Origin of the sequence: Erythrobacter sp. BLCC-B19, from assembly GCF_028621955.1 — a bacterium.
Lineage (GTDB): Bacteria > Pseudomonadota > Alphaproteobacteria > Sphingomonadales > Sphingomonadaceae > Erythrobacter.
In genome coordinates, this window is record NZ_CP117516.1 from 3,008,000 (window position 1) to 3,029,800 (window position 21,801).

20 protein-coding genes are annotated in these 21,801 nt (G+C 65.1%); 8 read left to right on the top strand and 12 right to left on the bottom strand.

All coding sequences use genetic code 11. The annotated features are described in order from the left end of the window. Positions 1 to 71: 71 nt before the first annotated feature. Genes PS060_RS14155 through dusB form a run of 3 tightly spaced genes read right to left on the bottom strand, consistent with a single transcriptional unit; the run spans position 72 to position 3,632 of the window. Positions 72 to 1,514 carry a sigma 54-interacting transcriptional regulator gene (locus tag PS060_RS14155; protein ID WP_273984036.1) on the bottom strand — a complete coding sequence of 481 codons (1,443 nt, stop codon included), beginning with the start codon at positions 1,512 to 1,514 and terminating at the stop codon, positions 72 to 74. A 3-nt stretch (positions 1,515 to 1,517) separates the two neighbouring features. Continuing rightward, positions 1,518 to 2,612, bottom strand: a complete 1,095-nt coding sequence (locus tag PS060_RS14160; RefSeq protein WP_273984037.1) for a two-component system sensor histidine kinase NtrB — start codon at positions 2,610 to 2,612, stop codon at positions 1,518 to 1,520. Between the two features lie 3 nt (positions 2,613 to 2,615). Next, complete coding sequence (gene dusB, locus PS060_RS14165) at positions 2,616 to 3,632, bottom strand: tRNA dihydrouridine synthase DusB (protein ID WP_273984038.1); 1,017 nt, start codon at positions 3,630 to 3,632, stop codon at positions 2,616 to 2,618. A gap of 79 nt (positions 3,633 to 3,711) precedes the next feature. Here dusB and PS060_RS14170 point away from each other — a divergent pair, with 79 nt between their 5' ends. From PS060_RS14170 to PS060_RS14180, 3 genes are read left to right on the top strand one after another with little or no spacing between them, the layout of a single operon-like run. After that, a complete protein-coding gene (locus PS060_RS14170; protein ID WP_273984039.1) occupies positions 3,712 to 4,890 on the top strand; it encodes a bifunctional 2-C-methyl-D-erythritol 4-phosphate cytidylyltransferase/2-C-methyl-D-erythritol 2,4-cyclodiphosphate synthase in 1,179 nt (392 codons plus the stop codon). Beyond that, entirely contained in the window at positions 4,887 to 5,441 is a 555-nt protein-coding gene (locus PS060_RS14175) for a hypothetical protein (RefSeq protein WP_273984040.1), read from the top strand. Before PS060_RS14170 ends, PS060_RS14175 begins: the two co-directional genes overlap by 4 nt. A gap of 9 nt (positions 5,442 to 5,450) precedes the next feature. After that, positions 5,451 to 5,966, top strand: coding sequence for a CinA family protein (locus PS060_RS14180; RefSeq protein WP_273984041.1), 516 nt, complete (start codon positions 5,451 to 5,453; stop codon positions 5,964 to 5,966). Here PS060_RS14180 and PS060_RS14185 read toward each other — a convergent pair. The 3 genes from PS060_RS14185 to PS060_RS14195 form a co-directional block, all read right to left on the bottom strand. After that, positions 5,927 to 6,388, bottom strand: coding sequence for a type II toxin-antitoxin system RatA family toxin (locus PS060_RS14185; RefSeq protein ID WP_273984042.1), 462 nt, complete (start codon positions 6,386 to 6,388; stop codon positions 5,927 to 5,929). The two genes, PS060_RS14180 and PS060_RS14185, sit on opposite strands and share 40 nt — an antisense overlap. Next, complete coding sequence (lipA, locus tag PS060_RS14190; RefSeq protein ID WP_273984043.1) at positions 6,388 to 7,347, bottom strand: lipoyl synthase; 960 nt, start codon at positions 7,345 to 7,347, stop codon at positions 6,388 to 6,390. Before lipA ends, PS060_RS14185 begins: the two co-directional genes overlap by 1 nt. 139 nt (positions 7,348 to 7,486) lie before the next feature. Next, positions 7,487 to 8,836: a hypothetical protein gene (locus tag PS060_RS14195; protein ID WP_273984044.1), complete on the bottom strand. Its 1,350-nt coding sequence runs from the start codon at positions 8,834 to 8,836 to the stop codon at positions 7,487 to 7,489. A 337-nt stretch (positions 8,837 to 9,173) separates the two neighbouring features. Here PS060_RS14195 and gyrA point away from each other — a divergent pair, with 337 nt between their 5' ends. Beyond that, complete coding sequence (gene gyrA, locus PS060_RS14200; protein WP_273984045.1) at positions 9,174 to 11,951, top strand: DNA gyrase subunit A; 2,778 nt, start codon at positions 9,174 to 9,176, stop codon at positions 11,949 to 11,951. Positions 11,952 to 12,031: 80 nt separating this feature from the next. Here gyrA and PS060_RS14205 read toward each other — a convergent pair whose 3' ends face one another. After that, positions 12,032 to 12,697 carry a lysoplasmalogenase family protein gene (locus tag PS060_RS14205; protein ID WP_273984046.1) on the bottom strand — a complete coding sequence of 222 codons (666 nt, stop codon included), beginning with the start codon at positions 12,695 to 12,697 and terminating at the stop codon, positions 12,032 to 12,034. A 70-nt stretch (positions 12,698 to 12,767) separates the two neighbouring features. On the opposite strand from PS060_RS14205, the gene trmFO reads away from it, so the two are divergent. Then, positions 12,768 to 14,153 (top strand): methylenetetrahydrofolate--tRNA-(uracil(54)-C(5))-methyltransferase (FADH(2)-oxidizing) TrmFO, encoded by a 1,386-nt coding sequence (gene trmFO / locus PS060_RS14210; RefSeq protein WP_273984047.1) that lies wholly within the window; start codon positions 12,768 to 12,770, stop codon positions 14,151 to 14,153. A 3-nt stretch (positions 14,154 to 14,156) separates the two neighbouring features. Here trmFO and PS060_RS14215 read toward each other — a convergent pair whose 3' ends face one another. Then, complete coding sequence (locus PS060_RS14215) at positions 14,157 to 14,597, bottom strand: hypothetical protein (protein ID WP_273984048.1); 441 nt, start codon at positions 14,595 to 14,597, stop codon at positions 14,157 to 14,159. A gap of 66 nt (positions 14,598 to 14,663) precedes the next feature. Then, positions 14,664 to 15,323, bottom strand: coding sequence for a hypothetical protein (locus PS060_RS14220; RefSeq protein WP_273984049.1), 660 nt, complete (start codon positions 15,321 to 15,323; stop codon positions 14,664 to 14,666). Between the two features lie 248 nt (positions 15,324 to 15,571). Here PS060_RS14220 and PS060_RS14225 point away from each other — a divergent pair, with 248 nt between their 5' ends. Genes PS060_RS14225 through PS060_RS14235 form a run of 3 tightly spaced genes read left to right on the top strand, consistent with a single transcriptional unit; the run spans position 15,572 to position 18,872 of the window. Continuing rightward, positions 15,572 to 17,554, top strand: a complete 1,983-nt coding sequence (locus tag PS060_RS14225) for a vWA domain-containing protein (protein WP_273984050.1) — start codon at positions 15,572 to 15,574, stop codon at positions 17,552 to 17,554. Then, a complete protein-coding gene (locus tag PS060_RS14230) occupies positions 17,551 to 18,183 on the top strand; it encodes a TadE/TadG family type IV pilus assembly protein (protein WP_273984051.1) in 633 nt (210 codons plus the stop codon). Before PS060_RS14225 ends, PS060_RS14230 begins: the two co-directional genes overlap by 4 nt. Beyond that, positions 18,183 to 18,872: a TadE/TadG family type IV pilus assembly protein gene (locus tag PS060_RS14235; RefSeq protein ID WP_273984052.1), complete on the top strand. Its 690-nt coding sequence runs from the start codon at positions 18,183 to 18,185 to the stop codon at positions 18,870 to 18,872. The genes PS060_RS14230 and PS060_RS14235 overlap by 1 nt, the downstream gene beginning before the upstream one ends. Positions 18,873 to 18,899: 27 nt before the next feature. Here PS060_RS14235 and PS060_RS14240 read toward each other — a convergent pair whose 3' ends face one another. The 3 genes from PS060_RS14240 to PS060_RS14250 form a co-directional block, all read right to left on the bottom strand. Beyond that, entirely contained in the window at positions 18,900 to 20,264 is a 1,365-nt protein-coding gene (locus PS060_RS14240) for a pyruvate dehydrogenase complex E1 component subunit beta (protein WP_273984054.1), read from the bottom strand. Between the two features lie 3 nt (positions 20,265 to 20,267). After that, positions 20,268 to 21,335 carry a pyruvate dehydrogenase (acetyl-transferring) E1 component subunit alpha gene (gene pdhA / locus PS060_RS14245; RefSeq protein WP_273984056.1) on the bottom strand — a complete coding sequence of 356 codons (1,068 nt, stop codon included), beginning with the start codon at positions 21,333 to 21,335 and terminating at the stop codon, positions 20,268 to 20,270. A gap of 156 nt (positions 21,336 to 21,491) precedes the next feature. Then, the gene (locus tag PS060_RS14250) at positions 21,492 to 21,794 is read right to left on the bottom strand and encodes an FtsB family cell division protein (RefSeq protein WP_273984057.1); all 303 of its coding nucleotides are present in this window, start codon (positions 21,792 to 21,794) and stop codon (positions 21,492 to 21,494) included. Positions 21,795 to 21,801: the final 7 nt, after the last annotated feature.

A 21,801-nucleotide genomic window follows, 5' to 3' on the forward strand; every position in this document is an offset into this window, starting at 1 on the left:
AAAATGCAAGACCATTGTCGCAACGCACCGCATGGCTGCGCCATCACGTGCCGGATGTGCGGCGGTTGGGATCAGAGCGGGGAAAATCGGTCAGGCTCAAGCCCCAGCTCACCAATCCGCTTGCGCAGGGTGTTGCGGTTGATCCCCAGCAGTTGCGCCGCCCGCAGCTGGTTGCCACCGGTGCGGCCGAGGGCATACTCGATCAGCGGCCTTTCAAAGGCGGCGAGCGCGCGGTGATAGAGCGCGCCCGGCGGCGGGTTCTCCCCTGCCAGCCACGTCGTCAGCGCGGCGCCAAACCCGCCCTGCCCGCCATCCTGCGGCAGATTGGCTGGGACAATCTCGGGGCCGATGATGTCGATTACCGCATCGGCATCGATCCGCTCTTCGCGCGCCATCAGGGCAAGGCGATAGACCACGTTGCGCAATTCGCGAACATTGCCGCGCCAGTTGCGCTGCTCGAGCCGCTCGATCGCTTCAGGGGTCAGCAGCCTGCGCGGCAGGCCGTCCTCAGCCGCCAGCACGAGGAAATGCTGCGCGAGCGCGGCAATGTCCTCTCGCCGCTCACGCAGGGGCGGGAGCACGATGGGGACGACATTGAGGCGGTAGAACAGGTCCTCGCGGAAGGTGCCTGCCGCGATCATCGGGGTGAGGTCGCGGTTGGTGGCGGCAATGATGCGGACATTGACCGCAATCTCCTGCCGCCCGCCCACGCGCCGGATGCGCCCCGATTGCAGCGCCCGCAGCAGCCGGGTCTGCGCCTCGGCGGGCATATCGCCGATTTCGTCGAGAAACAGCGTGCCGCCATTGGCCTGTTCGAACTTGCCGATCGCCTGCGCAATCGCCCCGGTAAAGGCGCCTTTCTCGTGCCCGAACAGCTCGCTTTCGACGAGATCGGCAGGAATCGCGGCGGTGTTGACGGCGACAAACGGCCCGGTGCGGCGATTGCCGAGTTCATGGATCGCTTCGGCCACCAGTTCCTTGCCGGTGCCGCTTTCGCCGGTCACCAGCACGGTCAGATCATTGCGCAGCACGCGCGTGATCATGCGATAGACGCCCTGCATCGCCGGGCTGCGCCCGACCAGCGGCATCTTCTCGCCCTCACCCGGGATCGCCGCGCCGGCCTCATCGGGCGCTGCCGGACGTGTGCCTGCCGCCTGACGGACGGCGTGAACCAGTTCATCAAGGTCGAACGGCTTGGGGAAATACTCGAAGGCCTCGCTCTCGCTCGCGCGGACGGCCGTATCGAGCGTGTTCTGTGCCGAAAGGACGATCACCGGCATATCCGGCGCGCGGTCGCGCACCGCGGTGAGGCTTGCAAGCCCGTCGCCATCTTCGAGGATCACATCGGTGAGCATGACCGCAAAACGGCGCGCCGCCAGCTGCGCATCGCGCGCGGCGATGCTGGTGCAGTGCGCAATCGCAAAGCCCTCATCCTCCAGCGCCGCGATGATCACCGTGGCAATCGCGGCATCGTCTTCGACCAGCAGGATCGGATTGGGGGCGTTTGCGGCCATGGCTTAGGCGATGTCCTGCGCCTGAGGTAGATGCAGGCGGAAATGGGTGAGACCGGCACGCGCGTCACGATCATGGCTGACATTGCCGTTCATGTCGCGCACCAGCTTGCGCACCAGCGACAGGCCAAGGCCCTGCCCCGATGGCTTGGAGGAGACGAAGGGCTCGAACACATGGTCGCGCAAGCCCGGGTCGATCCCGGGGCCGTTGTCGGAAATGGTGATCTCGATCGGCAACGGCACCGCGCGCCCGTTGCGGATCGCGCTGAAAGCGAGGCCGCTGACGAAACGGGTCTGGACGGTCACGATCCCCGCGCCGCCCGCCATCGCCGCATCGCGCGCGTTGGAGACGAGGTTGATGAGCACCTGCTCCAGCGCATCGCGATTGGCCAGCACCGGGGGCAGCGAGGGGTCAAACTCCTCGCGAATTTCGATCTCGCCCAGCGAGCCACTGGCCGCGCGCATCGTCGCCACGGCCGCGCGGATTGCTTCGTGCGGGTTGCAGGGCGTGACAGGGCCGGTGCGGGTACTGCCCAATTGCTGCATCCGGTCGATCAGCCGGGCAATCCGGTCGACCTCGTCGGTGATCATCCGGGCGAGCTTCTTGTCGGCATGCGGCAGCTTGCGTGCCGCCAATTGCCCCGCCCCGCGGATCGCGGCGAGCGGGTTCTTGATCTCGTGCGCCAGCACGGCAGGCGCTCCGAGCATCGCCTCGCCGCCCGCCGGGTTGGCGGCATCGTCATGGCCTATCTGCGAGAGCGTCACCACTTGCCAGCCCGGAAAGCCGCCAAGTGGCGAGGCCGTGAGGTTGACGCGGGTCTCATGCGCGCCGACCTGGATCGCCAGATCGCGCGCGACAAGCGCCTCGTCGAAGGCCAGCAGACGCGCTTCGACGCGCGGGTCGAGCGGGCCGATCCGGTCGGCGAGCCGGGTGCCGACAAGGCGGTTCGCACTGGTGCCGAGCAGGTCTTCGGCGGCATGGTTGACCTCTGCGATCACCCCATCGCCGTCGATCAGGATCACCGCGAAGATCAGCCCCGAAAGCTGCGCCCGCGCATCGGGCCGGTCTGCGGGCGCGCTGTCGCTCGGGTGCGTGGCCACGCCTCAGGCCGCCTGTTGCAGCATGAAGGGGGTATAGAACCGCTCGATCTCGCCAAGCACCTGATCGGCATCGTCGATGAAATTGGCCATGTTGCGGAACTCGGCCGAGCCGTGCAGCCCCTTGGTGTACCAGCCGAGGTGCTTGCGCGCCATCTTGACCCCGGTCTCACGGCCGTAGTGATCGAGCATCCGGTGGTAATGCTCAACGACGAGGGCGTATTGCTCCTCGATCCCCGGCGTGGGCCGCGCCTCTCCGGTGCGCCACCAGTGCATCACCTGCCCCAGCAGCCACGGCTTGCCATAGGCGCCGCGCCCGATCATCACGCCGTCCGCGCCCGATTGTTCGAGCGCCTTGGCGGCATCTTCAATCGAACAGATGTCGCCGTTGACGATCACCGGAATCTTCACCGCGTCCTTGACCTTGCGGACGAAGGCCCAGTCGGCCTGCCCCTTGTACATCTGGTTGCGGGTGCGGCCGTGGACCGTCACCATCTGCACGCCCAAGTCCTCGGCCATGCGTGCCAGCTCCGGCGCGTTGAGGCTGTCGTGGCACCAGCCCATCCGCATCTTGACCGTGACCGGCACCTTCACCGCCTTGACCGTCGCTTCCATCAGCCGGACGGCAAGCGGCACTTCGCGCATCAGCGCCGAACCTGCGAGCTGGCCGACGACCTTCCTCACCGGGCAACCGAAATTGATGTCGATGATCGCCGCGCCATTGCCTTCCTGGATCTTCGCGGCTTCGGCCATGCTGGCCGGATCGCAGCCGACCAGCTGCATCGAGACGGGTTCCTCGATCCTGTCCCATGCGGTCTTCTGGGTGCTGACACGCGTTTCGCGGATCGCAGCCTCGCTCGCGACCATTTCGGTGACGTTGAGGCCCGAGCCATAGCGACGCACCAGCGTGCGGAACGGCATATCGGTGACACCCGTCATCGGCGCGAGCACGACCGGTTCGGCGACCGTTACCGGGCCGACAGAGATCGGCTTCAGGGCCGGCGGAGGGGGGAGCGTCGTCATTATCGGAGCGGTGCCTAAAATATGGGCAGGCGCATAGTGGATTGCCGAAAGCGCGTCCAGTGCCTAAGCGATCCCACCGATGGCCGGCACACCTCCCCTCCCCCCTTTTGCAGCGATCGTGGTAGCGGCGGGTAAGGGCTTGCGCGTAGGCGGCGATATTCCAAAGCAATTCAGGATGCTAGGCGGAAAGCCAGTGCTCCGCTGGTCAGTCGACACACTCGCGCACGCGGGTGCGGATGTTATCTTCGTGGTGGTGCCACCCGACGCCGAAAGCGCTGCCAGAGAGGCTCTGGCAGGGGTGGAAGGGGTGCGCTTCGTTCATGGCGGCGCGACCCGGCAGCAATCGGTGCGCGCCGGGCTCGAGGCTCTGGCTGCCACCGCGCAGCCCGAGCGGGTGCTGATCCACGATGCCGCCCGCCCCGACCTGCCAGTGGCCGTCATCGCCCGGCTGCTGGCGGCGCTCGATGAGCACCCCGGCGCGATCCCGGTTCTCCCGGTGGTCGATAGCCTCGCTGTCGCGGGCACCGACGGCACCATGATCGGCAAGGCGACACGCGAGGCGCTGCGCCGGGTGCAGACCCCGCAGGCCTTCCGCACCTCTGCGATCCTTGCTGCCCATCGTGACTGGACAGGCCCGGCAGACGCGGGCGATGATGCGCAGGTGCTGATGGCCAGCAATGGTTCAGTTGCGCTGGTCGATGGCGATGAACGCCTTAAGAAGATCACCTTTGCCGAGGACTTGATGGAGCAAGCCACACGACCCGCCTTCCGTATCGGACAGGGCTTTGACGTCCACCGGCTCGAAGCGGGCGAGGAACTGTGGCTCGGCGGCGTGCTGATCCCGCATGACAAGGGGCTGGCGGGCCATTCGGATGCCGACGTGGCCTTGCACGCGATCACCGATGCGGTGCTGGGCGCGGTCGGCGAAGGCGACATCGGCACGCACTTTCCGCCCAGCGACCCGCAATGGCGCGGCGCGCGCTCGGGGCAATTCCTTGAACACGCCGTCGGCCTCGCCCGCGCCGCAGGCTATGCGGTTGCCAATGTCGACCTGACCCTGATCTGCGAGGCGCCCAAGATTGGCCCCCACCGCCCGGCGATGCGCGCCGAGGTGGCACGGCTGATGGGACTTGACGAAAGCGCGGTCAGCATCAAGGCCACGACCACGGAAAAACTCGGCTTCACCGGCCGCGGCGAGGGAATTGCTGCACAGGCCATCGTTTGCGTCACGCTTGCCACGAAGGGAACTGCCACATGACGACCCGCCTGCTTGCTCCCGCCCTCGCGCTTGCTGCGCTTGCCACGGCCCAGACCGCACAAGCCCAGCAGCAGGCCTGCGTCAACGCGCAGGACCTGTCCGATGCGATCGTCTATGCCATGCCGCTGGCCTATGATGCGGCGCAGACAGCCTGCGCCAACCGCTTTGCCGCCGACGGCTTCATGGCCACCCGCGGCGAAACCTATATCGCCCAGTTCCGCGCCACGCAGGACACAGCCTGGCCGGGCGCGTTCCGCTTCCTCAAGACCTTCATGGACAAGGAAGGCGGCTCCGACGACCAGATGGGCGCCATGCTGTCTTCCATGCCGGAAGATGCGCTGCGGCCCTTCGTCGATGCGCTGGTCGGTCAGATGCTCGCCGAGGAAATCAAGGGCGACAGCTGCGGCAAGATCGAGCGCGGCATCGAACTGCTGAGCCCTCTGCCGGCCGAGAATATGGGCGGCCTTATCGCCTTTATCGCCGAGATGACCGATCTCAAGAACCCGCCGATCTGCACGGCCGCGGCAGCGACGGGAACGGCAAAAAAGTAACGCTGCGCCATGCTTCCCCTGTCTCTCCTTCCCGATGACATCGCCGCACTTGCTGCCCGGGTCGTGGCTGAAAACGCCGCGACCGGGCGCAAGGTCGCAACGGCCGAAAGCTGCACCGGCGGGCTGGTTGCGGGCGCGCTGACCGAGGTTGCCGGATCCTCAGCCGTGCTCGACCGCGGCTTCGTGACCTATTCGAACGAAGCCAAGATGGAGATGCTGGGGGTGCCCGGCGACATCATCGAAACCTTTGGCGCGGTCTCGATTGCCTGCGCATGGGCGATGGCCAAGGGCGCGCTCGATCGGTCGCAGGCCGATGTGGCAGTCGCGATCAGCGGGGTAGCCGGGCCAGGCGGCGGGACACCGCAGAAGCCTGTCGGCACAGTGGTCTTCGCCCGCGTGGTACGCAATGCCGTGGGCGATCCGGAGGGGGAACTGCGGTTCTTCGACGGCGGCGACGGCCCCGGTGGACGCGCCGAAATCCGCCGTCAGGCGACGCTCTGCGCGCTGGAGCTGCTGCTACCGTAAAGCTGGGCGGCGCGGGCTTCGAAGGCTTCGACCATCTTGCGGAAGGCCTTGTCGAAATATTGCCCGGCGATCTTCTCGAACAGGCGGTTCTTGAAGGTGAAGTCGACGAGAAAGTCGATCTCGCAGGTGTGCTCGTCCACCTCGCGGAAGGTCCAGACATTGTCGAGGTCGCTCAAGGGGCCGTCGAGGTAATGCACGTCGATAACGCGCGGTCGGTCCTTCTTGACGCGCGAAGTGAAGCTTTCGCGGATCGCCTTGAAGCCCACCACCATGTCGGCGACCATCTCGGTGTCGGAATTGCTGCGCACGCGGGTGGCAATCACCCACGGCAGGAACTCGCCATAGCGCCCCACATCCGCCACCAGATCGAACATCTGCGCGGCGCTGTAAGGCAGGCGGCGGGTTTCGCGGATGCCGGGCACTAGGCTTGGACCTTGGCTCCGGTGCGCGCCAGCTTTTCTTCCCGCGCAGCGCGCATCTTCGCGAAGTCGTCGCCCGCATGGTAGCTCGACCGCGTGAGCGGCGAGGATGCGACCTGCAGGAACCCCTTGGCCCGCGCAATCGCGCCATAGGCGGCAAAGGCTTTGGGGGTGACGAATTCCTCGACCTTCGCGTGCTTGGGGGTCGGCTGGAGATATTGCCCCATGGTGATGAAATCGACCTCGGCGCTGCGCATATCGTCCATCACCTGGTGCACTTCGAGCCGTTGCTCGCCCAGACCCAGCATGATGCCCGACTTGGTGAAGATCAGCGGATTATGGGCCTTCACCTCCTCCAGCAACCGCAGCGAGGCGTAATAGCGCGCGCCGGGGCGGATGGTGGGATAGAGCCGCGGGACGGTTTCGAGGTTGTGGTTGTAGACGTCCGGCCCGGCCTCGCAGATCATCTCGACAGCGCGGCGCATCTTGCCGCGGAAATCGGGGGTGAGAATTTCAATCGTGGTGTTGGGCGTCGTCCGGCGCAGCGCTTCGATCACCTTCACGAACTGGCTTGCCCCGCCATCAGGCAGATCGTCGCGGTCGACGCTGGTGATGACGATGTGTTCGAGGCCCATCTTGGCTGCGGCAATCGCGGTGTTCTCGGGCTCGAACGGGTCGACCGCCTTGGGCATCCCGGTCTTGACGTTGCAGAAGGCGCAGGCCCGGGTGCAGACATCGCCGAGGATCATCACCGTCGCGTGCTTCTTGGTCCAGCACTCGCCGATATTCGGGCAGGCGGCTTCCTCGCAGACGGTATGGAGATTGAGCTCGCGCATCAGACGGCGCGTCTCGTTATAGCCCTCGCTCACCGGCGCGCGCACGCGGATCCAGTCGGGCTTGCGCTGGCGGGCGGGCCGGTCTTCGGCAGGGGTCGGCTGCGGCGTGCTGGCGAGGTCGTTCATCGTGCGCCCATTTAGGCGCGCATTCCCGCTGCCGCAAGCGCGCTGCCGGTTGCAATTGTGACACCTGCCCCTGACAAAAAGAGAGGCGCCGGACGGTCAACCCGTCCGGCGCCTCTATCGTGGTGGCTGAAGCGCTGGATCAGTAGGCCGCCGCCGGAGCGGGCGCTGCGGCCCCTGCCTGCTGCTGGGCATAGGCGCTCCACAGGATCGCGAGCGGTGCACGCACGCCGCTCACCTGCTTGAAGGTCGCGCGCGCGCCCTCGATGTTGCCGGACCCGATCTGCGAAATCCCGAGGCGGGTCAAAGCCAGATCGCGGTCAACCTCGGGCATGGTCAGCGCCTTTTCGTAGAAGCCCGCTGCCTTGGCATATTCGCCATAGCTGAGGAAGGTGTCGCCCGCCGCGAGCACCGTGCGCAGCTTGGCCGCCGGTGCATTGGCATCACGCTCGAGCGTCGGCAGCGCGGCGCGGTCTTCGGCGACGAGGCCCGATGCGGTCTTGTACTGTTCATCGACCCAGCTGTCGCTGCCCTTGGGGATCGTGCCTGCGGCATAGGCTTCATCAATCACGGCCTTCACTTCCACCGGCAGGCGGCGCGTATCGGCGGCCTCGATGTAGAAGATATAGTCGTTCTTTTCCTTGAGCGTGCCGATCTTCTTGCCGAGGCGCAGCAGATCGAGCAGCACCGGACCGTCGAAGTCGTTGAGGTTCCGGGTGAGGTTCACCGCATCGCGCCAGTTTTCGGGCTTGGGATAATCGATCACCCAGCCCTGCACGAAGTCATAGACCTGCGGCACGATTTCGTTGGAATAGGTCACCGAGACCCCGCGACGATACCAGCGCTCGTCGACCGGCTGACCCGAAGCCTTGCGCGCGGCGATCGCGTCCATGAGGTATTTCACCCCTTCGACGTTCTGATCCTGCGCGAAGTAGAGTTCGGCCATGGTCAGCTGCAGGTCGCTCGCCGAGGTGGTGTCGCTGGTGTAGCCCATGTCGATCACCTTCTGGAGGTAATCGCGCGCCTTGTCGTACTGGTTCTGCGCATTGGCGAGCTGGAAGGCGAGGAAGGTATACTTGCCCTTGTCCTCGGGCTTCACCTGCCCGCTGGCGAGCATGATTTCCATGCCCTGCAATTGCAGCGGCTGATCCTTGCCGGCGATCCCGGCATTATAGATCAGGCCGCCGAGCGACATCTTGTCATCAGGCGTGGTCGCGAGCGGGATGAGCGCCAGAATTTGCGGCTTGAGCGCGGCGACATCAGGCGTCGGCCCCTTCAGCGCGGCATCAACCGGCTTATAGGCAGCCACATAGGCCTCCGAGAAGGTCGGCTTGGGCGCTTCATCTTCGCCCTTCTTCTTCTTTTTCTGCGCGTAGGCCGCATCGGTCAGGCCCGGAACGGCCAGCAGAGCGGTTCCGCTGGCGAGCGCCACCGCCAGAGCAAGCTGGCGCGCAAGGCGGGCCGGACGACGGGGCGAAGACATATTGGTCACTGCATCCTCCACAAGTTGCGCAGGCCGCGCGCCGGGTTGGGGTGCGCACGGTGCGACGAATTCCGCATAGGCCTTTGGACGGCCCGAACGGGATTTGCAATTCCCGCTAGGCGGGGCGTGCTGAACGGACTTTGAATGTCGCGCTCCATCCTGCCGCTCTCTTGCCGCCTTGCGGGGCTTGCAAGTGTGGAAAAATCCACACCGTTCCCCCTGTGTTCGCCTCCACCAGTGGCGAAACCCCCGGCTTGTGCCTAAATAGCGGTGACCCTGCGGCCCTGCTATGGCCCGGCGCGCCATCAGCGGCGCGTACAGAACACTCACAGAAACGGCCCCGACCTTGAGCGACGACAGCGACATCATCGATTCCCCCGCCCCCGTGCCGATGAGCGGCTTCGAGCGTGTCGACATCGTCGACGAGATGCGTTCGAGCTATCTCGACTATGCGATGAGCGTGATCGTCTCCCGCGCGCTGCCCGATGTGCGCGACGGGTTGAAGCCGGTGCACCGCCGCATCCTCTTCGCCAGCCAGGAAGGCGGCTTTGTCGCCGGACGGCCCTATCGCAAGAGCGCCAAGATCGTCGGCGACGTGATGGGTAACTACCACCCCCACGGCGACTCCGCGATCTACGATGCCCTCGCCCGCATGACCCAGCCCTGGTCGATGCGCGTGCCGCTGATCGATGGTCAGGGCAATTTCGGTTCGATGGACCCCGATCCGCCGGCCTCGATGCGCTACACCGAAGCCCGGTTGGCGCGGGTGGCGAACAGCCTGCTCGACGATCTCGACAAGGACACGGTCGACTTCACCGACAACTATGACGGCAGCCGCAAGGAGCCGACGGTGCTGCCGGCGCGCTTCCCCAACCTGCTGGTCAACGGCGCGGGCGGGATCGCGGTCGGCATGGCGACCAACGTGCCGCCGCACAACCTTGGCGAAGTGATCGACGCCTGCTTTGCCTACATGGACAATCCGGCGATCACCTCCGAGGAGTTGATCCGCTACATCCCCGGCCCCGATTTCCCCACCGCCCCGCTGATCCTCGGCACGCACGGCGCGCGGCAGGCCTACACCACAGGGCGCGGGTCGATCCTGATGCGCTGCCGCCACGAGGTCGAAAGCACCCGCGGCGCCAAGAGCGACGGCCGCCAGAGCATCGTGTTCACCTCGATCCCCTATCAGGTCGGCAAGTCCGCGCTGGTCGAAAAGATCGCCGAAGCCGCCAAGGACAAGCGCATCGAGGGCATCAGCGACATCCGCGACGAGAGCTCGCGCGAGGGTGTGCGCGTGGTGATCGACCTGAAGCGCGATGCAACGCCGGACGTGGTGCTCAACCAGATCTGGCGGCATACGCCTGCGCAATCGAGCTTCCCCGCCAACATGCTGGCAATCCGCGGTGGCCGCCCGGAAACGCTGGTGCTGCGCGATTTCATCCAGGCCTTCATCACCTTCCGCGAGGAAGTGATCACCCGGCGCACCAAATTCGAACTCGCCAAGGCGCGTGAACGGGCGCACCTCTTGCTGGGTCTGGTGGTCGCGGTCTCCAACCTCGATGAAGTCGTGGCGATGATCCGCACCGCCCGCAATCCGGCCGAAGCGCGCGCGCGCCTGCTCGCCAAGGACTGGCCGATTGGCGACATCGCGCAATATATCCGCCTTGTCGAAGCGATCGAGCCGAGCGCCGATCAGGAGGGCGGCACCTACAAGCTGTCCGAACGGCAGGTGAAGGCGATCCTCGAATTGCGCCTCCACCGCCTGACCGCACTGGGCCGCGATGAAATCGGCGATGAGCTGAAGGAGTTGGCGGTCGCGATCGAGGAATATCTCGCGATCCTTGCTGACCGCCTCAAACTCTATGCGGTGATGCGCGCCGAGCTGGAGGAGATCAAGGCGACCTACGCCACCCCGCGCCTCAGCGAGATCGCTCCTGCATGGGATGGCCTTGAGGACGAAGACCTGATCGAGCGCGAGGACATGGTCGTCACCGTCACCCACGGCGGCTATATCAAACGCACCCCCTTGGACGCCTTCCGCGCCCAGGCCCGCGGCGGCAAGGGCCGCAGCGGCATGGCGACCAAGGACGAGGATGCGGTGGTCGAGCTGTTTGTCACCTCGACCCACAACCCCGTGCTGTTTTTCACCAACACCGGCCGCGTCTACCGCATGAAGGTGTGGAAGCTGCCCGAAGGCGGGCCGCAGACCAAGGGCCGCCCGATGGTCAACCTCCTGCCGCTTGGCGATGAGGAGCGCGTCACCAACGTCCTTCCCCTCCCCGAGGACGAGGCGACCTGGGCCAACCTCAACATCGTCTTCGCGACCGAACAGGGCATGGTCCGCCGCAATTCGATGGACGCCTTCGCCAACATTCCCACAGCGGGCAAATATGCGATGGGCTTCGTCGAAGGCTCGGGCGACCGGTTGATCGGGGTGCAATTGCTGACCGAGGATCAGGAAATCTTCCTCGCGAGCGATGCGGGCAAGGCGATCCGCTTTTCCGCCACCGACGCGCGCGAGACAAAGAGCCGCACCGGCATCGGCGTGCGCGGCATGAGCCTCAAGAAGGGCGGCAAGGTCGTCTCCATGGCGGTGGTCGATCCGCTCACTGCCGACATGGAAACCCGCGAGGCTTACTTGCGCGCCGCCGCGTGGAAGAACAACGAAGCGGTGCCCACCCTGCCCGCCGAGGTCGTCGCTGCGATGGCCGAAAACGAGGAATTCATCCTCACCATCACCGCCAATGGCTACGGCAAGATTTCCTCAGCCTACGAATACCGCAAGACGGCGCGTGGCGGGCAAGGGATCACCAATATCGGCACGCCGGAGAGCAATCCGGAACGCAACGGGCCGGTAGTGGCGAGCTTCCCGGTCAAGCATGGCTCGCAGCTGATGCTGGTGACCGATCAGGCCAAGCTGATCCGCCTCGGCATCGATTTCCGCCACCTTGTCGAAGGCGGGTTCGAGAACCTCAAGGGCTTCAGCATTTCCGGTCGCGGATCTTCCGGGGTGCGGATCTTCAACGTCGCGGACAATGAACACATCGTCGGCGCGGCGCTGATCGACGATGCAGGTGAAGACAGCGAGGTCGGCGAAGAAGCGAGCGAGCAACCCGTCACCTGACCGGCTGTTCGCCCCGCAGGCCCGCAGGACAACCCGTCACCTGACGGGTTGTTCGCCCCGCAGGCCCCCAGAACAACACGTCACCTGACGGGTTGTTCGCCCCGCAGACACTGCACGATGCCGGTCGCGATCATCAGCTGGCCCGCGTAGTAGAGCGGCCAGATCAGCAGCGTGTTGGCAGGCTCGAGGTCGAGCGGGCCTTGCCGCGCGAAGATCAGCCAGTCGCTGAGCACGAACAAGACCGCGCCGGTGCCGACGCGGTAGCGCGGATAGTGGCTCATCCACGCACTCGAGGCCATCGCGCCGAGGAAGCAGGCATAGACCGCGATTTCCACCGCGCCGCTCGCAAGGTAGCTGACAAGCGGGGTCAGGATCAGCAGCATCGCCCCTGTCAGCTTCTGGGTCGGCGAGGGGCGCTGGTGGCGGTTGCGCAGGTAAAGCACCACCGCCACACAATGTGCCGCGGCAAACAGCGCGCCTCCGGTGATGAAATCGAGCTCGATCCCGACGTCGCCGGCCGCTGCCAGCGCCAAGGCACCCACCAGCAGAAACCCATCAGCCCGGTGTTTGCCATGCGGCACGCGGAGAAGCGCATAGAGCGCAAGCAACCCTACACTCGCGCCCTTGGCGAGCAGGCCCCATGTGCCCTCGAATACCGGATTGTCGCTCAGGAAATAATAGGCGGTCGCCACCGTGATGCTCGCCAGCAGCCATGGCCGCTGTTCGATCAATGCCCGCCTTGCCATTGCCTGCCCTTCCCTCGTCACTGCCCCTTGGGGCTTGCCGCGGGGCTATCACGCAATTACCTGCCCCGCCATGACGGCAAGCGCAACTATGCACGATGTGCACATAATCGGTGGCGGGCTCGCGGGGAGCGAGGCGGCATGGCAGCTGGCACAGCGCGGGGTGCGGGTGCGCCTGTCGGAGATGCGCGGGTCGGGTGAGATGACCCCGGCGCACCAGACCGATGGCCTCGCCGAGCTGGTATGCTCCAACTCCTTCCGTTCGGATGACGATACCAAGAACGCAGTCGGCCTGCTGCACCACGAGATGCGCCAGCTCGACAGCCTTGTGATGCGCGCCGGGCACATTGCGCGGGTGCCAGCGGGCAGCGCCATGGCGGTCGACCGCGATGTCTTCTCGGCCGAAGTCGAAAAGGCACTTTCGCAGCACCCCAATGTCACCATCGTGCGAGAGCGGGTGGACGCCTTGCCGCAAGCGGGGCTTACCATCGTCGCCACCGGGCCACTCACCGCCGAGGCGCTGGCGGGCAGCATCGTGCGCGCCACCGGCTCCGAACGCCTCGCCTTCTTCGATGCCATCGCGCCGATCGTTCACCGCGACAGCATCGACATGAGCAAGGTCTGGATCCAGTCGCGCTGGAACAAGCGCACCGAGGCCAGCAACGAAGGCGGCGATTACATCAATTGCCCGATGACGCAGGAACAATATCTCGCTTTCCACAAGGGGCTGATCGAGGGCGAGAAGACCGAGTTCAAGCAGTGGGAGAAGGACACGCCTTACTTCGACGGCTGTATGCCGATCGAGGTCATGGCCGAGCGCGGGATCGATACCCTGAGGTTCGGGCCGATGAAGGGCGTCGGCCTCGACAATCCCTTCGATGTCACTCCGGAATTCCCGCAAGGCCGCTGGCCCTATGCCGTGGTTCAGCTGCGGCAGGACAACAAGCTCGGCACGCTGTGGAACATGGTCGGCTTCCAGACCAAGCTCAAATATGCCGCGCAAGTGGAGCTGTTCCGCACCATTCCGGGTCTGGAGAACGCCGAATTCGCACGGTTGGGAGGCTTGCACCGCAACACCTTCCTCAATTCGCCGCAGGTGCTCGACCGGCAGCTGCGCCTCAAGGCCGCGCCGCATATCCGCTTTGCCGGGCAGGTGACGGGGTGCGAAGGCTATGTCGAAAGTGCTGCGATCGGCCTTGTTGCCGGGATGATGACGGCTGCCGAGCTGGCCGGGCGCGCGTGGCAACCGCTACCTGCAACCACCGCTTTGGGCGCGCTGCTCTCCCACATCACCGGTGATGCCGAGGCCGAAACCTTCCAGCCCATGAACGTCAATTTCGGCCTGTTCCCGCCGCTCCACGAGGTCGGCAAGAAGCTCCGCAAGGAGGCCTATACCGGTCGCGCCAAGACAGATCTGGCCCGCTGGATCAGCGAGACGAGCGAAGCGGTAGCCGCCTGACACTCAGCATTTGCAGGCCGGCTTCTTCACTGCCGGTTTGGGCGCGGTCGTCGCGAATTCGCGCGCAGAGAGGCGCTCGTCCTTGTCGGCATCGGCCTTTTCGAACCGCTGCACGGTGGAGACCGCCCACTCTTCGAAAGTCAGCAGGTTGTTGCCATCCCGATCAAGCGCCCGAAAGCCTTCGGTGCGGGTCGATAGCATTTCGTTGCGAGTGATCAGCCGGTCGCGGTTGCGATCATAGCGGAAGAAGCGCTGCTCTTCCTTGCTGAGCTCGCTCAATTCGGGCGGCGCCGGGCCTTGCAGGGTGCCGGGATCGGCAAGCGGAAGCGCTTCGGGATCGCGCGGCGCGGCTTGCGGCGCGGGCGGCGGAGCGCCTGACTCGGTGGCGGCACGACCCTGCCACCAGAACACACCCACGCCTGCGAGGACCAGGCCTCCGAGCACTCCCAACACGGCTTGTCGCAAAGGTCTGCCCCCTCTTTGCTTCGAGGGGACTGCAAATATACCTAATCAGACCAGAAAGATAGCACCCCTGAGCGCAGTCAGCGCCGCGCCCCGCCCTTCCATCAAGGGCCGCCCGCCGCGCCGCAGGGCGCGCAGGGCGAGTGCCTCAAGCAGGGCAAGACCGCGCCATCGGCCCGGCCATGCACCCATCGGCGCCGGCACGGTGCGGCCGGCGAACAGTATCGCCGTGCGCTCTTCGGGGTCGGAGACCATGATGGAGGCATCGCCCAAAGCCCAGCGCGCGCCCGCCCCGGCAAGGCGTTCGCCATCAATGCCTGCAGGCGCACCCGGCAGCGCCGCAAAGAACGCGCCCCGCCCCGCACCAAAGGCCCGCGCTTCATCAAGGCCGAGCCGCTCGGCAGTAACCAGAACCTCCCAGCCATCAACCATGGCGATCAAAGCTGCCTCGCGGCCCGCCCAATGCTGCCCGATCCCGTCCAGCACCAGATCGCCGCGCGGCCGCTCTGCGAGGGGCTTGCCGAGCATTTCGCGCCACCACGCAAGCCGCATCTGCCCGAGCATAGGCTCAGTGGTGCGGGCCACGATCCGGGCCAGACGGCGATCAAGCTGAAGAGCTATGCTTAACGGCCCGCGAACCTTTGGGCCGCTCCAGGCCAGCGCCAACTGCGCCTCGGGCGGCAGAATATCAGTGTCTTCATTGGTCACGGTTCCGGCGCCTAGCCGCGGATTTACACGCTTGGCAAGCAACCTGTCTCGCACCGGGACGCAGCCAAGCTCATCGCCCCCCGGGAACCCCTGCAAGAGTTTGTTAACCATGCTCTTTGGTAATCCGCTTACCAGACTGAATTAAGGGCGGAGGATGCATCTGGAATGTCCGCAGGCGAAGTGCGTGGGGACGTCAGGGGAAGGGCACCGAACCGATGGGGCGAGACTTGCAGAACAGCACGTCATTCATGCGCAAGCTGTTGCACGACAAAGCCGCAAATACGCTCGCGATTTCAGCGGCTGCGCTATTTCCGCTGATGGCGATGGTGGGCGGCGGTATCGATGCCAGCCGCTATTACATGACCGCAGCGCGGATGCAGGCCGCGTGTGACGCCGGCGCCCTCGCCGCGCGCCGCGCAATGACCAACGACACCTTCACCACCAGCCACCGCCAGATCGGCCTCAATTTCTTCGATCAGAACTTCAACGACGGGATGTTCGGCGTTGATGGCCGGACGCGCAATTACACCAGCGACGGCGATGGCAAGGTGATCGGCACCGCCAGCGCCACCCTGCCCACCACCATCATGGGCACCTTCGGCTACGACCAATTCAGCATCGCCGTCACCTGCTCGGCCGAAATCAACATCTCGAACTCGGACATCATGTTCGTGCTCGACGTCACCGGGTCGATGTCGCAGTGCCCCAACGGGACGGAGTGCAATTCCAATTCCAGCTCGAAGATCGTTGCGCTGCGCAGCGCGGTGATGAACTTCTACGATACGGTCGAAGCGGCAACCTCCGAAAACGCGCAGGTGCGTTACGGGATCGTTCCCTATTCGCAGCAGGTCAATGTCGGCTTCTCGCTGCCGCGCGAATACATGGCGAATGCGCATACCTATCAGTCGCGGGTTCCCCGCTACCAGATCGTGGACGTGCTGGTGCCCGGCAATGGGGTCAAGATCGGTGATCCGATCCTGATCTCGCAGCAGACCGAGTGGATTACGCGCCTCACCAGCAATCTGGGTTCGGCGACGCAGAGCCATTACTACTACAACAACCGCAGCAACAACGCGAACCAGGCCGATAGCGCCGATCGCACGCGCTGCCAGTCGACCAATCGCGGCACCTTTACGGTGGGCGAACAGACCTGGACGATCAGCGCCACGACCTATGTGCTCAACCAATACCCATCGGCGCCGCTGGCCACGCGCGCTGGTTGCCGAGGCACAGTGCGCAAGACCCGTCCTGCAACTGAAGCGGACGTGATCCCCGATACCTACCGCCAGGAAGTCCAGTTCATGGACTACCGCTATTGTCAGGTGAACACCGCCAACAGCACGCAATGCGGTGTCACCAATCCGGCGGGTAGCCCGGCAGGCTGGGAAGCGGTCGACCTCGCGACGCTTTATGACGACAACCGGATCGATATGCCGACCGGCGATCTGGGCGTGATGCAGACCCACACCTGGACGGGCTGTATCGAAGAGCCCGATACGGTGCAGACCGACAACTACAGCCCGATCCCGGCCGATGCGCACGATCTCAACATCAACCTCGTGCCGGCCAGTGAATCGCAAAAGTGGAAGCCGGCGCTGAACACGGTTGTCTGGGAGCGGCGGCGTGTGAGCGACGATGCGCGCACGACCGCAAACGTCGACATGACGGTCGCGCAGCTTAGCGCCAACAGCCAGGATCGCCCGTCATGGGTCTGCCCCCCTGCTGCGCGCAAGCTGACCGAAATCAGCCGCACTGCCTTGCAAACCTACGTCAATGGACTGACGCCGAACGGCCAGACCTATCACGACATCGGGATGCTGTGGGGCAGCCGCTTCATCTCGCCGCGCGGCCTGTTTGCCGCCGAGAACACCACCGCGCCCAACGGCGATGCGATCTCGCGCCACATCGTGTTCATGACCGATGGTGCGCAGGTCAACTCGGTCGAGAACTACTCGATCCACGGGGTCGAATGGTGGGATCGCCGCATCACGGGTGACGGTGACAGCAACCGCGAGTTCAACCGCCGCGCCTCCCGCCTGCAAGCCATCTGCCGCGCCGCGCAGCAGGAGAACATCACGGTGTGGGTGGTCGCCTTCGGTACGGCGCTGACGCAGAACCTGGTCGACTGTGCATCACCTGGCCGTGCCTTCCAGGCGAGCGATTCCGCGACGCTCAACGCGCGCTTCCAGGAAATCGCCCAGAAGATCGCAGCGCTGAGGCTTACGTCATGATCCGCGCCCTTGCCACCTCGCGCGCTCTGTTGCGGCGGCTTCGCGCCGACCGCAACGGGGTAACCCTCGTCGAATTTGCGTTCGTCGGCCCGGTGCTGATCCTGATGATCATGGGCCTGTTCGACCTTGCGCACACCCAATACACCGCTTCGGTGCTGAACGGTGCCGTGCAGAAGGCCGGCCGCGACCTGACGCTGGAGAGCGCCAACTCATCCAAGGCCACGATCGAGGCCCGGGTGCGTGACCAGATCGCGACGGTCATGCCGCCGGGGGCCGTGATCGACTTCGAGGAGCTGTCGCACTTCGACTTTGCCGACATTGGCGAGCCCGAGACGATCCTTGGCGATGATCCCACAGGCGCGGCTGGCAATGGCATTTGCGAAGCCGCCAAGGGCGAGCGGTACATTGATTCCAATGGCAACAACCGTTGGGATCCGGACCGGGGCAAGGACGGGATCGGGGGCGCGCGCGATGCCGTGCTCTATACCGTGACGGTCACCTATCCGCGGATGTTCCCGATGTACACCATGGCTGGACTTCCTTCGAACATCACCCTCGAAGCGTCGACTGTGCTGCGCAACCAGCCCTTCGACGAACAGGATCGCAACACCACCGAGAGGAGCTGCTGATGAGCTCGGCCAACCCCGTGTCGCTGCCCGGCAAGCTCGCCCGTTTCGCTCGTCGCCTGCGCGGTGACTGTTCCGGGCTGGCGCTGATCGAATTCGCCTTTGCCGCCCCGCTCGTGCTGGGCATGGGGATGCTGGGCACCGAAACCGCCTACATGGTGATCACCCATCTCCAGGTCAGCCAGATCGCGATGCAGGTCGCCGACAACGCCTCGCGCGTGGGTGAACAGGACGTTCTGACCGCGCGCAAGGTCTATGAACGCGACATCGCCGAAACGCTGATCGGTGCCGAGAAGCTCGGCGCGACGATGGACATTTTCGAGCAGGGCCGCGTGATTGTCTCCAGCTTGCAGCAGAACGCGCAAGGTGGCCAATGGATCGCCTGGCAACGGTGCCGCGGCGCCAAGCGCTATGACTCGACCCACGGGTTGCAGGGCGCGGGGGCGACGGGGACGTCGTTTCCCGGCATGGGCAGTGCGAGCAACCGCATCACGGCGTCGTCAGGGACAGCGGTGATGTTTGTCGAGGTTGCCTATGACTATCGCTCTCCGACGCCGATCAGCATCTTCGACAGTCAGGAAATCGTCTACACCGCGGCTTTCAACGTCCGCGACAACCGCGATCTGACCCGACTCTACAGTGGCGGCCCGGTGGCTAGCTGCTCGACCTATTCGGCGGCCCGCCCGACCTGATCCGGCCGGGCGGCCCGCCGAAGCGGTTCACGTCTTGTAGCACACCTTGCGCGCAGCCTCGGCAATGCGCGCGGCGTCGATCAGCGCGAGCTTTTCGAGGTTGGCCGCATAGGGCAGCGGCACGTCCTCGTTGCACACCCTGAGCACCGGCGCATCGAGGTGGTCGAAGCCCTCCTCCATGCAGATCGCGATGATTTCCGACGCGATCGAGCAGGTCGGCCAGCCTTCCTCGGCCACGATCAGCCGGTTGGTCTTGGCGAGGCTCTTGAGCACCGTTTCCTTGTCGAGCGGGCGCAGCGTGCGCAAGTCGATCACCTCGGCATCGATGCCCTCATCCGCCAGAGTTGCTGCCGCATCCAGCGCCATGCCGACGCCGATCGAATAGGACACGATCGTCACGTCCTTGCCCTCGCGCACGACCCGAGCCTTGCCGATTGGCAGAACATAATCTTCCACATCCGGCACATCGAAGCTGCGGCCATAGACCAGCTCGTTTTCGAGGAAGACGACCGGGTCTTCGCAGCGGATGGCAGCCTTCATCAGACCCTTGGCATCGGCCGCATCATAGGGCGCGATGACGATCAGGCCCGGCACGCTCGCATACCACGGGCCGTAGTTCTGCGAGTGCTGCGCGCCGACGCGGCTCGCCGCGCCGTTGGGGCCGCGGAACACGATCGGGCAGCGCATCTGGCCGCCGCTCATGTAGTTGGTCTTGGCGGCCGAGTTGATGATGTGGTCGATCGCCTGCATCGCGAAGTTGAAGGTCATGAATTCGACGATCGGGCGCAGACCCCCCATCGCCGCACCCGTGCCAATCCCGGCAAAGCCATATTCGGTGATCGGGGTGTCGATCACGCGCTTGGGGCCAAACTCGGCAAGCAGGCCCTGGGTCACCTTGTAGGCGCCCTGATACTCGGCGACTTCCTCGCCCATCACGAAAACGCGCGGGTCGCGGCGCATTTCTTCGGCCATGCCGTCGCGCAGCGCCTCGCGCACCGTGGTGCTGACGAGCTGGGTGCCGGCGGGAATGGCCGGGTCAGCAGCAGGGGCTGCCGCAGCGGGCTTCTCGGCCTTGGGGGCAGGAGCCGCAGCGGGCGCCGGGGCAGGCGCAGGTTCGGCAGGGGCCGCAGGCGCAGGCGCGGCAGCCTCCCCTTCCCCGGCGATCAACGCGATCACCGCGCCCACCGCCACATCCTCGGTGCCCGCAGGCACGAGGATCTTTTCGAGCACGCCTTCATCAATGGCTTCGAATTCCATCGTCGCCTTGTCGGTCTCGATCTCGGCGATGATGTCGCCCGGCTCGATCCGGTCGCCTTCCTGCTTCAGCCACTTGGCGAGCGTGCCCTGCTCCATTGTCGGCGACAGGGCCGGCATCTTCAGTTCGATCCCCATGGCTCAATACTCCTCCACGAGAACATCGGTGTAGAGTTCGCTCGGCGCGGGTTCGGGCGAGGTTTCTGCAAAATCGGCGCTTTCCGCCACTTCGGCACGGATGGCCTTGTCGATCGCCTTCAATTCGTCCTCGGTCTTGCCGGCTGCGATCAGGGTCTTCTTCAGCCCTTCGATCGGATCATGCTGTTCGCGCTGTTCCTGCACTTCTTCGCGCGTGCGATACTTGGCCGGGTCGGACATCGAGTGCCCGCGGTAGCGATAGGTGTTGCACTCCATCAGCACCGGTCCCTTGCCCGCGCGAACATGAGCGAAGGCCACCTCGGCCGCGGCGCGCACTTCGAGCACGTCCATGCCGTTCACTTCCATGCCGGGGATGCGGAACGCGGTGCCGCGGCGGTGGAAGCGGGTTTCGGCCGACGAGCGCGAAGAGGCGGTGCCCATCGCGTACTGGTTGTCCTCGACCACAAACACAATCGGCAGCTTCCACAGGGCGGCCATGTTGAAGGTCTCGTAGACCTGGCCCTGGTTGGCCGCACCGTCACCGAAATAGGCAAGGCACAGGCCGCCGTCGTTGTTGTACTGGTGCGCGAGCGCGAGGCCGCCACCCAGCGCCACCTGCGCGCCGACGATGCCGTGGCCGCCGTAGAACTTGTGCTCGGTCGAGAACATATGCATCGACCCGCCCTTGCCCTTCGAGATCCCGGCCTCGCGGCCCGTCAGCTCGGCCATGATGACCTTGGGATCGATCCCGTAGGCGAGCATGTGGCCGTGGTCGCGGTAGCCGGTGATGACGCTGTCCTTGTCGGGATCAAGCGCCGATTGGAGCCCGATCGCAACGGCTTCCTGCCCGATGTAGAGATGGCAGAACCCGCCGATCAGGCCGAGGCCGTAGAGCTGGCCGGCCTTTTCCTCAAACCGCCGGATCAGCAGCATCTGCCGGTAGAATTCGAGCATCTCGGCTTCCGAGGCGGCGTAGCGCTTCTTCGCTTCGAATGCCTCCTGCAAGGAATGCAGGATGAAATCGCTGTCGTCAGCCGCCGTCGCGGCTGGTTTTGCGGGCTTTTTGGCCAAGATAAGTATCCCTCTCTCTGGCGCGCTCAAGGGGAGGAGAAGCGCCGTCCAATGCGTCTCTCTATAGGCAGGCTAGCGGGGGTGACGCAACGGCAAGGCGTTGCAGAAATCCGAACGCGCATACGAAATCAGGGCCACTTGGCACCCCGAGAGCGATTACTCGTCTTCAAGCGTGATGACGACCTCGTCCTCGCGCATCACGCGCAGCTGATCGCGCACAAGTTCGCTCGCCAGATCGGGATCGGCGGCCTCCGGATCGAGCAGCATCACGCGGTTGCGCAAGGCATCGCGCTTGGCCGTGAGTTCGGCGATCTTGGCTTCGCGCACTTCGAGCGCCGACGCATTCTCGCTCCAGGCAAGAAGTCCCGTGGGGCCAGCCACCGCCAGACCGCCCAGCAACAGCAGGCCACACAGCGCGCCATAGCGCTTGAGCCTGCTTTCTGTCCCCGGTTTGCGCATTGTGGCG

Bases quoted from the DNA above. Each gene is read 5' to 3' on its own strand.
- PS060_RS14155 (WP_273984036.1), bottom strand. From the start codon at position 1,514: ATGGCCGCAAACGCCCCCAATCCGATCCTGCTGGTCGAAGACGATGCC.
- dusB (WP_273984038.1), bottom strand. From the start codon at position 3,632: ATGACGACGCTCCCCCCTCCGCCGGCCCTGAAGCCGATCTCTGTCGGC.
- PS060_RS14170 (WP_273984039.1), top strand. From the start codon at position 3,712: ATGGCCGGCACACCTCCCCTCCCCCCTTTTGCAGCGATCGTGGTAGCG.
- PS060_RS14175 (WP_273984040.1), top strand. From the start codon at position 4,887: ATGACGACCCGCCTGCTTGCTCCCGCCCTCGCGCTTGCTGCGCTTGCC.
- PS060_RS14180 (WP_273984041.1), top strand. From the start codon at position 5,451: ATGCTTCCCCTGTCTCTCCTTCCCGATGACATCGCCGCACTTGCTGCC.
- lipA (WP_273984043.1), bottom strand. From the start codon at position 7,347: ATGAACGACCTCGCCAGCACGCCGCAGCCGACCCCTGCCGAAGACCGG.
- PS060_RS14205 (WP_273984046.1), bottom strand. From the start codon at position 12,697: ATGGCAAGGCGGGCATTGATCGAACAGCGGCCATGGCTGCTGGCGAGC.
- trmFO (WP_273984047.1), top strand. From the start codon at position 12,768: ATGACGGCAAGCGCAACTATGCACGATGTGCACATAATCGGTGGCGGG.
- PS060_RS14225 (WP_273984050.1), top strand. From the start codon at position 15,572: ATGCGCAAGCTGTTGCACGACAAAGCCGCAAATACGCTCGCGATTTCA.
- PS060_RS14230 (WP_273984051.1), top strand. From the start codon at position 17,551: ATGATCCGCGCCCTTGCCACCTCGCGCGCTCTGTTGCGGCGGCTTCGC.
- PS060_RS14235 (WP_273984052.1), top strand. From the start codon at position 18,183: ATGAGCTCGGCCAACCCCGTGTCGCTGCCCGGCAAGCTCGCCCGTTTC.
- PS060_RS14240 (WP_273984054.1), bottom strand. From the start codon at position 20,264: ATGGGGATCGAACTGAAGATGCCGGCCCTGTCGCCGACAATGGAGCAG.
- PS060_RS14250 (WP_273984057.1), bottom strand. From the start codon at position 21,794: ATGCGCAAACCGGGGACAGAAAGCAGGCTCAAGCGCTATGGCGCGCTG.